11 protein-coding genes are annotated in these 14,224 nt (G+C 43.4%); 2 read left to right on the forward strand and 9 right to left on the reverse strand.

All coding sequences use genetic code 11. From position 1 onward, the window contains the following. Positions 1-5: 5 nt before the first annotated feature. The 9 genes from MWG26_RS19825 to MWG26_RS19865 all read right to left on the reverse strand — a co-directional run bounded on the left by MWG26_RS19825 (position 6) and on the right by MWG26_RS19865 (position 11,425). Positions 6-944 carry a DUF1177 domain-containing protein gene (locus tag MWG26_RS19825; RefSeq protein WP_025655901.1) on the reverse strand — a complete coding sequence of 313 codons (939 nt, stop codon included), beginning with the start codon at positions 942-944 and terminating at the stop codon, positions 6-8. Positions 945-1,153: 209 nt separating this feature from the next. Beyond that, the gene (locus MWG26_RS19830) at positions 1,154-2,233 is read right to left on the reverse strand and encodes a DUF917 domain-containing protein (RefSeq protein WP_025655900.1); all 1,080 of its coding nucleotides are present in this window, start codon (positions 2,231-2,233) and stop codon (positions 1,154-1,156) included. A gap of 140 nt (positions 2,234-2,373) precedes the next feature. Beyond that, positions 2,374-3,582: a PucR family transcriptional regulator gene (locus MWG26_RS19835; protein ID WP_025655899.1), complete on the reverse strand. Its 1,209-nt coding sequence runs from the start codon at positions 3,580-3,582 to the stop codon at positions 2,374-2,376. Between the two features lie 117 nt (positions 3,583-3,699). Further along, positions 3,700-4,632 (reverse strand): AEC family transporter, encoded by a 933-nt coding sequence (locus MWG26_RS19840; protein WP_025655898.1) that lies wholly within the window; start codon positions 4,630-4,632, stop codon positions 3,700-3,702. Between the two features lie 90 nt (positions 4,633-4,722). After that, a complete protein-coding gene (locus MWG26_RS19845) occupies positions 4,723-5,835 on the reverse strand; it encodes a uroporphyrinogen decarboxylase family protein (protein WP_025655897.1) in 1,113 nt (370 codons plus the stop codon). Between the two features lie 62 nt (positions 5,836-5,897). After that, positions 5,898-6,719 carry a carbohydrate ABC transporter permease gene (locus MWG26_RS19850; RefSeq protein WP_309295993.1) on the reverse strand — a complete coding sequence of 274 codons (822 nt, stop codon included), beginning with the start codon at positions 6,717-6,719 and terminating at the stop codon, positions 5,898-5,900. Between the two features lie 5 nt (positions 6,720-6,724). After that, positions 6,725-7,603, reverse strand: a complete 879-nt coding sequence (locus tag MWG26_RS19855) for a carbohydrate ABC transporter permease (RefSeq protein ID WP_025655895.1) — start codon at positions 7,601-7,603, stop codon at positions 6,725-6,727. Between the two features lie 59 nt (positions 7,604-7,662). Beyond that, complete coding sequence (locus MWG26_RS19860) at positions 7,663-8,976, reverse strand: ABC transporter substrate-binding protein (RefSeq protein WP_117440593.1); 1,314 nt, start codon at positions 8,974-8,976, stop codon at positions 7,663-7,665. A gap of 124 nt (positions 8,977-9,100) precedes the next feature. Further along, positions 9,101-11,425: a glycoside hydrolase family 31 protein gene (locus MWG26_RS19865; RefSeq protein ID WP_025655893.1), complete on the reverse strand. Its 2,325-nt coding sequence runs from the start codon at positions 11,423-11,425 to the stop codon at positions 9,101-9,103. A gap of 124 nt (positions 11,426-11,549) precedes the next feature. Here MWG26_RS19865 and MWG26_RS19870 point away from each other — a divergent pair, with 124 nt between their 5' ends. After that, positions 11,550-13,391 carry a sensor histidine kinase gene (locus MWG26_RS19870; protein WP_025655892.1) on the forward strand — a complete coding sequence of 614 codons (1,842 nt, stop codon included), beginning with the start codon at positions 11,550-11,552 and terminating at the stop codon, positions 13,389-13,391. Beyond that, positions 13,378-14,139 (forward strand): response regulator transcription factor, encoded by a 762-nt coding sequence (locus tag MWG26_RS19875; RefSeq protein WP_025655891.1) that lies wholly within the window; start codon positions 13,378-13,380, stop codon positions 14,137-14,139. Before MWG26_RS19870 ends, MWG26_RS19875 begins: the two co-directional genes overlap by 14 nt. Positions 14,140-14,224 lie beyond the last annotated feature (85 nt).

The raw sequence follows: 14,224 nt of genomic DNA on the forward strand, positions 1-14,224 counted from the left end.
CCTTTTTACTCTGCTCCCAGCGTCTGCAGATGTTTCATCGGTCCATAAAGTTTTTGGATCCGTGCATACTCTTCCTCGTCATAGAATTTGCATTGTCCGCGCCCAAATGCCTTTGCCGCCTCCAGCATGAATCTCGCCGCTTCTTCTACGTCTGACGCATGGCTTGCCCCGGTCGCGCATCCCGGCACCATGGTCTCCGCGGTGATTGCGACTCCTACTACAGGAGCATTTGTTGCGGTACATGGCTGGAGTACGCTGTTCAGGTGGTGCAGATCATTGCCGTAAGGCGTGATGTCCTGGGTCGCCAGCGGAAATACATATGGCAGCCTGCCGGTTGTGATCTGCATCAGGTCCAGCAGATCCTCGGATGTGCGGAGAATATACCCTTCTTTTACGGTTGGTGAGATTGCGAATCCTCTTGTATTGATGACGCGGTTGCCTTTTGTTGTGTCTACTGACAGGATGGCGTCCAGCTCGTCGGATACTTCTTCTCTGTTTACCTGGGACATTTCAACTGGTGAACCCATAAAAGGCACGGGATCATGCGGTGCAGTCGGCGCGTTCGGACAGATATGGGTGGAAATAAATACATCCCCGTCCAGCACATCCCCTTTGTTCTGCATATCCAGAAGTTTAGCCGCAAGGGCAACTGCTGCAAGGGCACCGTCTCCATCCGATACAAAGCCGATGCGCTCCGGACGTGCTCCAATCCCGCCCAGCCGGCCAAGAAGACCAATCGTCGGCGCACTGCCGCCCTTTATCTTGCCATTGCTTCCTGGGATTCTGACCTTCAGCATATCCGTAGTCCCCTTGGGTCCCTTCAGCTCATATACGGTGATGTCCGCATCAGGCTGTATTGTGCGCAGATACTCCTCAACTTTCTTCCCCGTCACATAAGCACTGTCCAGTACCTCGTAGGCATCGATAATTTGTTTCATTAACATAAATTTGTCCTCCTTATAATATGAATTCTTACTTCTCTGCCGCTATGCTGCCCTAGTATAAGTCAATCTAAACACCTTACTGTTTTACTGGCCTGATTTTCCGATAACACAGATACAAAAGCCTCAGCGTAGCCCCACTACGCCAGCGTTTTTACATCTGCACTCTTGGAAAATCATTTTCACCGAACCAGCAAGGCGATTAGCTTGTCTTATACTAGATATGATACCAGGTTTTTCCCAATCACTTTTTCCGTTTCCCGCAGAAGTTCCGGCTCAAACATCGTAGGCGCGAGCTTCAGATTCTCCCGGTTGGCCGCAATCACATAAACGTCCAGACCAGTTTCCATCATGGCCGTTGTCACAGGCTCGCCGCTCACGGCATTGACCGTCATAATAAGATCCGGGAAGGTCGCCAGACGTTCCCCGTCTTTCTCCGCCGTCGCGTATTCATTCCAGAAAGTCAGTTCACATCCATCCACCGAGGCATACCCCACGTCAAAGCCTCCCGTGGTTTCTATCGAAAATGCATCTACCTTTCCCTTTGCCAGAATCCTTCCGCCCAGAAATCCGCACACATTTTCCACAGCTGCCTCCACCGAATGCTCCAAGCCCTCCAAAAATGCTTTACCTGTCTCAATTGCATGGCTGACACCGCCCAGCGCACAGTTTTCCCTGGCATAGGAAGCCTTCACCGGATTCCTCGCCACGGCCACAAGTCCGCCGGCCTCAATGGACGCCATACGCACCAGCCGGGACGTATGCTCAATCGTCCCTTCAAAATAACATTCCACGCGGCTGCCCGCCTCCGGATTGCCGCCCGCACATGCCTGTACGGTCCGATAGTCCGCCTGCTTGTGCAGATTCATGCTTCCCATCACGCCAGTAGGATGGGCACGGCCATTGCAGGGGGCATCGATTACAGGGAGCCCCAGTACCGCGGCCTGAAGCCAGCCATTAACAGTCGCCTCTCCACCCTGTTCATTTGTGATAATGCCGCCGACCGTAAAGTCACAATTCTTCTTTAAAATCTCCACCGTGCGGACCAGATCCTTTGCGGCCATATACTGCTCTGCAGCATTAGGCGCTCCCACAAGAGAAGCCGTCAGCAGAACAGCATCCTCATCCACGGCCTCAATGGGAAGCAGGCGCAGATCATCATAATCCACCGCAATCTCTGCGAACTTCCTCCCCTTTTTCGCATCTCCGCCGCCCCCGCCGCCTAAAATCGTTCCGCCGGCAAGCGCTGCATCCAAAAGTTCTTTTGTCAAACGAATTCCTTTTTTAACCATTCCCGCTGCTCCTTCATAAGATATAAGCCAATGCATACATCTCCTACATTGGCTCTTTCTATCAGTATAACACGTCAAACCGCTAAAGTCCTTATTCACCGGTACCGAATCTGCGTCTATCTTTTGTGCACAGTGCACAATCACATGTATTCTTTCACCCTGCAGGCAAACCCCAGTTCCTCCAGCTGTCCGGCATCACTCAGGTCACACCCCAAAACCTCCTCGATCTGGTTCAGGCGGTAAGACATCGTATTCCGGTGAAGATACAGCCTTTCCGCGGCTGTCTTGCGCGAGCCCCGGCATGCAGAAAGCATCTCCAGCGTCTCCGCCAGATGGCTCTCATGTTCCCGGTCATAGATCTCCAGGGCCGCCAGCTTTTCCTGTACAAATGCCCGCACTTCCCGCTGTTGTGCCATATGCATCACAATCTGCTCATATCTCAGCTTTTCCACCCAGAGGACATTTCCGGACAGCCCCTTTTTTTCCCGGATACGGAAAACATCTTTTACATCCTTATAAACCGCCCCCAGTTCCAGATAATCGTAAAACTGCTGCGATACCCCGGCTGCCACTCGGTACTTCAACATGCTGCAGATCTTTTCAACCATCGTTGAACAGAGGCTGTCCGCCTTTTCCTCCTCCACATCCTTCATAATACAGATGTACTGGTACTGGCGCACAATACCGGCCCCCCAGATACCTGCCCGCTCCATGGCCCCTTTCATCATCTGGTAAATGCTCTCCATATCTTTCTCCTGAGCGGCAGCCATACGCGGATTCTGCTCTGTCTGAATTAATATCATACGCAGCGGTGGGAACGGCCAGCTCAGAGAATTCACCCGCTGCTCCGCTTCCTCCGCCTGTGTAATTTTGCCGCTCTGCAGATCCAAAAATAACTTCCCGTTCATCTCCATCTGGCTGTAAGTGCCAATCCGGTACCGGCTGGACATCTCGAGCTGATTTCTCGCCTCCACGATCGCCGTCATAACCGGATACACAACCTCAATAAACCCGACGTCATTATTCAGGAAAAAAAGCGGAATCTCACACTCATCAGCCAGAGCCAGGGCTTCTTTAGGAAATTCATCGAAAAACCGCGTCTTGATCGCCAGCGCCGATGCATTGACCTCCCGCAGATCCCGGATCAGATTCAGCAGCGCCTTTTTGTCATTGCGGATCGCATATCCCGTTGTAATCACCAGGAGATTCTCCCTGAGCCAGGGTTTAATATCCGGCTGCTCCATCATATCGTAAAACTCCACAATCCGGTCCAGTCCCCCTCTGCCTGCGACAAGTGCGGCAAATCTGTCCTTCCATAATTCTTCTATATCACGCACTCTGATCTTCATCTGTACTCCTTAACCTTCTTTTGACAGGCAAATCCTAATCCCGCCCCGCAGCGTGTATAATAATTCATTGCTGCAAACTGAGACGGCATCTTACGCCAAGCTATTTATAAACACACTCTAAAACGCTGTATTCAAAAACAGCAGTGGCAGTGTCACCATGCAGAGCAGCGTTGTTACCACCACAGCTGCAGAAGCATAATCCTCATTTAGCTTGTACTGTCTGGCAAGCATACTGGAGGAAGTCATAGTGGGTGCCCCGGTAATCAACATCAGCAGGAGACTCTCCATCTGCGGCAGAAACCGAGATGCAATAACATACACAATCACCGGCACAACCACAAGCTTGCAAGCGGCCAGAAGCAGTACCGATCTATACCGCAATATACCGCCAAATTTCATAAAGCCGATACTGCAACCCAGGTAAATCAGCCCCCAACTGTAGCTCGTATCTCCCACAGCGGTTACAACATCCATCACCAGTGCCGGGACCGGAACAGAAAATGTGGTCAGCGCCAGACCAATGAAAATAGAAATAAAAATAGGTGTGGTGACTACCTTCTTGCAGATATTTTCCCGTCTCCCGCTGCGGCCGAGAAACAAAAGCAGGCCCAGTGTCCATACCACTGCCGTATCCACAACCGAGCAGATCGGTATATACTTGTCCCCTCCCGTCTCCTCAAACAGCGCCAAAATCAGGGGAATCACCAGAAACCCAAAATTACCGCCCACCATACAGCCGCAGAATACATTTCTCACGGTACCCGGCAGCTTAAATATCCGGCTCGCCAGAAGTCCCACACAGGCCAGCAACAAATATGCACCGATCTGCCATAACACAATCCGGCCATAGTAAAGCAGGGAAAATACTGTAGTGTGGTTCTCCCAGATCAGAGAGACAACCAAAGCCGGCAGCACGATCTTAATTAAAAACCCCGAAATAGAAGTCAGCGCTTCCCTTTTTACAACCCCTAACCTGGACGCCAAAAACCCGATCAAAACCAAGAGCAGGAATCCGCCCATTTTGGGCAGAACAATCCAGAAATACTCCATAGCAGCATAACTCTCTTTCCTCTTTAATATGTAAAACCTTCTTTAGAGTCCACTTTACTACATTCTACAGAGCGCTTCAATGATAAAAATTTACTTTTTCCGATTTATTGCTGAGACCTCTGATAGAGCCTTCAATTTTTCAATTGACACTCCCGGCGGGCAGCTGTCGCTATTCGAAAGAATATACCCCCTCCCTTTCATAATATTCACAAGTTCAGCCGCTTGGCTTACAACCTCCTTTGTTGACAATTGTAATAATTGAGTGGGTTCTATTCCTCCGACAATAGAAATATGTTCCGGTAATATATTTTGAACTCTTTGCATTTCAACATTTCCTGTTGGGGCCGGCGTAACTGATTCTAAGACATCTATTTTGGAGTGAGCAATATCCTCCAATAAAGCATTCAATTCCCCACAGGCATGTTGAATATATTTTTTATCCTTTTGGTGCAATATATCGCACCACATATTTATCTCCGGCAATATATAATCTCTATAGAATTGAGGTGAAATATTTGTGGTAGATGTATCCTCCCATGAAAGGAAAAACTGGGAGGAGGACCCGGCTGCAATTTCTGCGGCATCTCTTGATACTCTATACATTGAGGTTAACGTTTCCTGCACAACTTCCGGAAAATCTACTAAGGAATATACGATAGACTCCGTTCCTGCCCAATGTTCTATGAGTGATTGAAAGGAAGACTTCAATTCAGGACAAATAATGGGTAATAGTAAACCTCTTTCCCCCAGCTTTTCTGCCTCCCGCTCAAATTTTTCATAATTAGCTTTAAGACAGGTGGAATCCATAATATACTTCAAAAGCAAAAAGTCCTTTTCTTCCTTTATAGGATGATCCACTAAAAACCACGTATTCCCTTCATTTACAAAACGATATCCAAATGTCAAATCACCTTTTGATGTATGATATGTAACCTGTTTCTCTTTGCCACACACTTTTGTTCTTATTTCACAATCCTCTATATGCCTGTCAAATAATAAAATATTTTCGCTGTTTTTACCGTAAAGGGGATAATATCCCCTAAATAGTGGATCTGCCCCTATACTTTCTAAAAATTCAAGCTGGCCTTTCTTTGTCAGCTTATCGTCCTGGGATTCCCACCAATATGCCAAAAATGGGGAATATGGGATTCTGTCACACTTTTTTCCTAAAAGAGCATTTATAATGCGTTCTCTGCTTGTCATTTTCTCACCTTAATCTTTCGTTGTAAATGTTTCAATCATATATAAAATATTTCCGGATGCACCTACCCTTTTACCGCGCCGGCTATCATACCGGATACAATGTATTTCTGTCCGGCTAAATAAACCAGAATTACCGGAAGGCTTGTCAACAGGATGTCTGCACATACCAAGTTCCACTCCTTGAAATACATGCCAAAAAAATTATATATAGACAGCGTCATCGGCCATTTATCAGAGCTGCTTAAAAAATACAGCGGTGATACAAATTCATTCCATGTATTTAAAAATGTAAGGACAATTACTGTTGCCAAAGCCGGTTTTAACAATGGTAAAATAATTGATATAAAAAGCCGTGTTGATCCGCAGCCGTCTATGACTGCCGCTTCATCCAGTTCTCTGGGGATTCTTGCTACGAATCCATGTATTAGGAAAACAGAGAATGGCAGCTGCATAGCCGCATACAATAGAATAATCCCTAATCTTGTATTGTTAATATGTAAAAACATCATAACTTTTGTCAAAGCAACGTAATTAATTGGCATCGTAATTCCTAACACAAGATACATATAGATTACTCTGTAAAACTTTGACCCATTTCTGGAGAGAACATAGGCCGCCATTGCTGCCAGTAATACACAGACTGCTACACTGCACACAGAATAAAGAATGCTGTTCGCAAAAGAGGAGGCCCCTAATTTCCCTTTTTCAATTACATTCAAAAAGTTGCTCCACTCGATTGACCCCGGAAGTTTCAAATTCATGTCCGATGCTGCATTGCTGTTTTTGAGAGAATTAAAAAGAATTAGTAAAAGCGGAATCATACATACTGCAGAAATAGCCCAGGCAATAACGTTTGTAAGAATCGCACTTAGTTTTTTTTTCATCCGCATTATTCCTGCACCTCATTTCTTGTCATCACTCGAATCATAAAATATCCAATCACGACCATAAAAACAAACATCACAGACGACAACGCAGTCCCAATTGCATATTGTCCCGTGCCAAAACGTTTAAATACTTCCGTATACAGCACCTCCGTAGTCGCCTTGCCAGGCCCGCCATTCGTCAGTGCATAAACCATGTCAAAAACTTTTAATCCATAGATTACATTCAACACTGTCGTTGTCGTCAGGGTAGGCAAAAGCAACGGAAACGTAATATAACGGAATTTTTGCCATCCGTTTGCTCCATCAATGCTTGCCGCTTCATAGTATTCAGCCGAAATGGAAAGTAAACCTGCCACCAAAATTGTCATAATATAACCAGTTCCCCGCCAGATATCAACTGCCATTACCGAAGGAAATGCCCAATCCACAGAAGTCAGCCATTGCATTGCCAGAGAGTCCAGGCCAATCATCCGGAGAAAATGATTCAAAATACCGTTCGCAGGATCTAATATAGATGAGAAAATCATACCAAGAATCAATGTTGACAATACAGAAGGCATAAACATAATCCCTCTGTGAAAATTCAATAGTTTTACCGCTTTTGTCATTAGAACGGCCAGCGCTAAACCAAATACATTTTTAAAAATAGTTGTCACAAACGTAAACTCTAATGTATTTCCTAATATTTTCATGTAATTCTCATCTTTTGAAAAGATAACCTTAAAATTGTCCAGCCCCACAAAATTTAATTTATCAGAATAAGCCGACCAATCTGTAAATGAATATCCAATACCTATGATTCCGGGTATCACAAATAATACGGAGTATATTAGAATTGCGCCTATCGCGAATCGTATTGGATAAAGTTTTTTCTTATTCATATCTTTATACCTCGCCCTTTAAATATAGGCTGGTAATAAATTACCAGCCTTTTTAAAACTTATTTCCAAGCTTCATCGTTCGCTGCCGCCGCCTGCTCGCTTCTCATTTTATCAATATTTTTTAGTAATTCCTCCGGTGTTACTTCTCCAAGAAACATTGCCGATAAGTCTGCTCCGATTTGATTCCACTGTGGATTTACATATTTGACCGCCACCTGATATACGGTATCTTCTTCAGAATATCTGTCATGAAACTCCTGAACACTGTCTAAATATCCGGAGGGCGCATTTTTAAATGGCAGTTTATTGAATCTGGCCACCTCTTCTGTCATAAAAGCCAAGCTTTCTTCTCTTGCCATAAACTCAAGGTATTGTTTTGCTTCTTCCTGATGTTTGGATCCTGAATAAACAAATCTTGTAGGACCAACCGGACTCACATTCAATTTTTGATTGTCTGCTAGAGGCATTACAAAATATCCGATATCCTCAGCGTCAAATTCAGCATCCGCCGCATTCACTTCCTGTCCAAGTCCCTGCTGGGCAATTGTCATCGCATATTCTCCCGATGCGATATTTTTTGCCGTATCTACATATGCATTAGACATATAATTCTGTCCCCAGTAGCCTTTGTCTATCATATCTTTCATTTGTTCTAATATGGTCACCATGGTTTGATTTCCTTCAAACTTTGCTTCATTTGCATTCAGCTTTTCTGCAAGTCCAGGCTCGGCAGTCTCAGCCGCAATAGCGCATTCCGGGAACCATAATGTGTGATGCCATCCATCCGATACGCATTCATAGATTGGCGTAATACCGGCATCTAAGATCTTCTTGCATACCGCATCAAAGCTTGCATAATCCGTAGGAATTTCAAGATCCAGTTCCTTAAAAATATTCTTGTTATAGGCTACTGCCCAAACATTTGACAAGTCATTCATTGGCTGTCCATACAATTTACCATCTGCAGAGATTTCTGCCGCAACCAGCTCATCAACATTTCCTGCCCATGATTCTCCACTTAAATCAACACCATTTTTCGCAATATTTAATTGTGTCTGAATATCAAATTTCCCACCTTGGGATCCAAAGATATCCGTACATTCTCCTGTATTGAGCTTAGTCATTAGAAGGCTTGTATACTGATCAGCTGGAACAATTTGATAATCCACCTTTATGCCTGTCTCTTCCGTAAATTTTTTGCCAAGCTCAACTTCTGCATCCTGCACCCAGTCCTGGCTGGCCATAAACGTCAGCGTTACATCTTTTGAGTCCTCCTCTTTTACTTCCTTCGACTTTTCACTTCCGCATCCTGCCATGCCTGCCAGCATTGATACTGTGATTCCCAGTGCCAACATTTTTTTTACTGCTTTCATTCGTATTTCCTCCTCACTTTCCCATCCCATATCTGAGATTTTCTTTCATGTTTTTATTATAGACATTGCGTTTCCTTTCGTGAATGTAAATATCCTCCCTTACACATGTTATTTTTTTACCTCTTTACAAATTGATTTTCTTTTTCTCTCCTTTATAAACCACTTGAACTTCCGTTACTTTTTCACTTGAAATCAAACGAATATGTAATCTCTCCCGCACTCTCATACTGCCTTCTGCATTTGCCAAATACAAGCTCTTCTCGTTATTTCGGTATTCCAGCCGCACGAGGCAGTACTCACCTATTTCATATGCATAACCGTCTCCTGCATCAAAATACATAGAAAAATTTCCATCCGCTCCATCATATACCTCTATTACGTTACATTTCCCTTGTCTCTCATCGGCATAGTCAATATCTCCGGATAGCGGTATGATCGCGCCGGCATGGACGAAAAGAGGAATTTTATCAATTGGAGTCTCACAGTTCACGCATTGCCCGCCCTCATATTTTTCTTTTGTCCAATAGTTATACCATACTGTCCCTTGCGGCAGATATACTTCTTTTTCTTTCCTTGGACAATCACATGCCTTACCGCCCGTCTCATAATACATAGGCCGAGTTACTGGGGAAACCAGGAATGCATCTCCAAACATGTAACTGTCCTGAATATCCCACACTCTTTTATCCTGCTTAAAATCAAAAAGCAGGCTCCTCATAATTGTTTTGTGTTCTCTTGTCACTGCTGCAGCAGATGAGTAAATGTACGGAAGCAGGCGATAACGTAGTCTGATAAATTTTAGAATTGCATCGTAAAATATGGTCCCTTTTTGGCCAAAATTCCAGGGCTCCCTTGGAGTATCCGTCCCGTGAGAACGGAATATCGGGAGAAATGTAGCATATTCAAGCCATCTGGTATAAAGCTCACAATATGCCGCGTCTTTCACACCGTCATTGTAATCGCCGTCCCAAAACCAGAGTGGATTTGGATCTCCCGCCATATTACATCCACGGTTTTCCCACTTATCCCGTACTGTGAAGAATCCGCCAATATCCAGCGTCCAATAGGGCATTCCTGTCATGCACATGTTCAGCCCTTCAGCAATCTGAATTTTCATTGTAGACCACTTGGCGGTGATATCACCTGACCACGGAATAATACCGTATTTTTGTCCGGAAATATAAGTCGACCTGCTGAGATTGACTACTCGTTTTGACGGGCACTGTAATCTCCAGTGTTCATAAATCCCCTTTCCATGCCAAAGCCCATAGCTGTTCACTTGGTTCCATGGAGCCGAATTATGTGCCTCCTTCATAATGATCTCAAAACGTTCCTTCTCGGATCTTTTTACCGCACCGCACCAGTCGGATGCTGTGAAAGGCTCTGAATTGTCACACCACCATGCGTCAATCCCGGCCCGGAACCACTCTTCACTGCATTGTTTCCAGTAAATATCCCTGGCCTTCTCCTTATACGCATCATATAAATTAGAGTTCGGAAGCAGCATTCCATTTTTTTCAAATTCTGAATGATTCTCTGTCCCTGCATCCATATTTGGCCATACAGACACCATCAGCTTAATATGCATGTCATGAAGCTGACTCACCATCCTGGGCAGATCAGGGTATCTATGTTTATCTACCGTCTTCTGCCCCCATTTTTTATCTTCCCAGGTGCACCAATCCTGAACCAGGCAGTCTATCGGAATGTCTTCCCTGCGGAAACGCTCCCCCGTCTCAAGTAATTCTTTCTGAGAACTGTACTTTTCTTTTGACTGCATATATCCAAACGCCCATCGTGGCAGCATGGATGCGCGTCCCGTAAGTTCTCTGAGATGATAGATGATTTCGTCAAAATCATCTCCTAAAATTACATAGTAAGACAGTTGTTCTTCTGCATAAATCAGGAAGGTCATCAATGTGTCCTTACTTTCAAATACCAGGCTGCTCTCCGTATCTATTAAAATTCCATAGTTGTCTGTAGACATCAAAAAAGGAATTGAAATTTTCATATTATTTTGATACAAATATTCTGTTTTTCCTTTATAATTATATGTCCCGTTCTCATGCTGGCCCAGGCCAAACAGCATCTCATCCTTTGATGATTCAAACGTCAGCCGGATCTGATGCATATATTTATCAAATTTTTTTACACCGTTCTTTAGTACCGTTACCGTACCGTTTGCGCTTTCCACCTGTTCATAAACCGGTGTGCCCTCTGGCACAAAATGAAAGGTTTCTATCTTTTGGAACTCACATCCTGTTTCTCTTAAGCATATTTGATGTCTGCCAAAACAAATTTCCTTTTCATTCCATGAAACCACATTCTCTCCCTGATTCTGTGATGACGAGATCCCTTCCATAATTCTGCCCGCCTTTTCTCCCTTTATATACTGTACATGTATTACATGCCTGTTAAGTTGTTCTATGCGCCTCTTCCAACAATCCATTTTGTCCCTCCCTCTTGACTTTTTATATTTTCACATTTATTCTAAAATGGCAGCAATAAAAATTGAATGTATAATCTGACTATTTCACATGTTATTTTTTTACTTATAGTGAGGAATGTTAATCATGATAAGAAGTAACAAAACGAAAATTAAAACAATACAATCCACTCTGATTTTTACATATTTTTTTATGCTGATCATCGTTTTTTTCAGTATTATGCTAATCTTTGCGGTAACCCAAACTCAGCGCATCAACAAAGAATCCTTCCAGCTTATCACACAAAACGTGAAAAATATTTCTTCATATCTCGAAAACGAAACAGATTCTTTAAAAACACTGGCAAACAACATTTCCTATTCCTCATTGGTGGAAAAGCACTTTCTGACATATCTGGAACACGACAGTATGGCCTCTGATACTGACATGGCTGATTATCATGATATCCAAAATACAAAAATCCTAATTGATATTCTGACCGCCATAATCGGGCCAGAACAGCCTGCCAGCCAGATTTATCTCCATTCTTTTACAGAAGGCACCTTTGGCGTAGGCTTAGATACAAGCACTTCTCAGGAATCTATTACGAATGCCGCCTGGTTCCCCCTGTTGAATTCTTCTCCTCATAAGAAAATATATCTCTGGGAAGAAGCTCCTCGTTTGGCATCATTCTTTAGTTATAAAGGCGGAGCTGACTGCCTGTCCTTTTATACCATGTATTACAACCAGTACAATAACGCCATTGGAATTATTGAAGTAAAGAAGACTTCTGCCGAGTTAAAGAGAAAAATAGAGCACATATCCAGTTCATACGGAGAGGATTTATATATTTATGACTCCTCCCAAAACTGTGTATATACCTCTTCTGCTACTCCAGCGGATTATAACAGCTTGATTCGTAAACCAAGTCGGGAAAGTAAAACCGATACCGTCATTCATACCTTTCGAAATAATAAAAATGTTTTCTATCAGACTTCGGAAAGCAATGGTTTTACAACCGTGATTGCCATAGAAAAAAGTGATTTATATGCGCCTATTTGGTCGTATATCCAGAAAAATATTTTGATATTTATTGGGTTTTCCTGCATTGCGCTGCTGCTTGCTTATCTCGTTTCCAAATCTATTTCCGCACCGATAAAGCAAATATATTCGCAGATAAAGAGCTTCCAACTCAGCCCCGCTTCCCAAAGCAGAGTCTCCGATCTCGTTTCTGTGAACACTGGAATTCTCGAGTTTAATACACTCTATGACGCTTTGATTGATATGCAGAAAAAGGCACAATTATCTATGGAACACGAAATCCTTATTCAGAATCAGGAGATGCACTCCCGGATGCTCGCGTTGCAAAGCCAGATGAATCCACATTTTCTTTATAATTCACTTGCAACAGTTCAGTCCATGGCCGAAGAGAACATGAACGAGGAAATTATCCAAATGTGTCAGACAATCAGCAAAATTCTCCGTTACATATCTTCTGACAAAGAACTGCTTGTTCCGCTAAAAGATGAAGCCTACCATACTGAAAACTACTTGAAATGTATGCAGATGCGTTACGAAGACGACATAGAATACTCCATTGACATACCAAAAGAAATGATGTCCATCCGCCTTCCAAAACTTTGTTTACAGCCTCTTGCAGAAAACTCAGTAAAATATTTAACCTCTTCAGTAAAAGCGCCTTGGAAAATCAAAATAGCCGGAAGGGTTACAACTACGTACTGGGAAGTTTCTGTCTCAGATAATGGTCTTGGGTTTACTGAGGAAGTAATCAACTCTCTGGAAGAGCAAATCAAGGAAATAGACAGAACCAGCCTGCTTCCATCTCTTGAAATTAATGGGATGGGGCTTATAAATATCTATATCAGATTTAAACTGTTTTATAAAGGATACCATATCTTCCGCGTTCGTAATAATATAGAAGGCGGGGCTACCATTACACTGGGAGGAAGTATATATGACGAATCATAAGTTTCCTGTAATCGTTGTCGATGATGAACGGTTAATTGCAAAGAATATCGCAAAAAATATTGAGCGGTGCAACTCATCTTTTCAAGTCGTAGCCATCGCTCACAACGGAGAAGATGCCCTTTCCCAGATTCAGGAACTTAGACCTTCATTTTTATTTACCGATATCCGGATGCCGGTCATGGATGGACTTCGTCTAATTCAAGAAGCCCAACATAATGTTCCTTTATTAAGATGCGTCATTATTAGCGGCTACGATGATTTTCATTATGCTAAAAAAGCCATCCAATTCGGTGTTGCAGACTATTTACTTAAGCCAGTCGATACTGAGGAACTATCCAGTCTTCTAACCCACTTAAAACAGGACATGCTGTCTGAAACAGAGCACTTTCATCTGAGTCAGAATCCAAAAGACTTTACCACCGGAGAAATTGTCCAGCTTGTAATAAATTATATCCAAAAAAACTACGCCTCTCCTTTGGATTTAAGTATTTTATCAGAACATCTTGGTTTTTCCTCATCCTATCTGACCAAAATATTTAACAAGCATAAAGGGCTTACTCCCAGCAAATATATTCGTAATTACCGCATGTCAATTGCACAGCAGCTTTTAGCTAATTCAGAATTGCCTGTCAATGACATAGCACTTGCTGTAGGTTACACAGATCCTTTCCATTTTAGTAAGTCCTTTAAAGCAGAAACCGGAGTCAGTCCTACAATATACCGTGAAAACCTGCATAACGGAAAATAGTTGAAAAGCTTTAGACTTGTCTGCGGATGGAGGCGCGAAATAAATGGATAGCCGCAAGGTCAAAATTTGCGTATTGAACGCCGTT

It is taken from the genome of Faecalicatena contorta, from assembly GCF_022835095.1.
Lineage (GTDB): Bacteria > Bacillota > Clostridia > Lachnospirales > Lachnospiraceae > Faecalicatena > Faecalicatena contorta.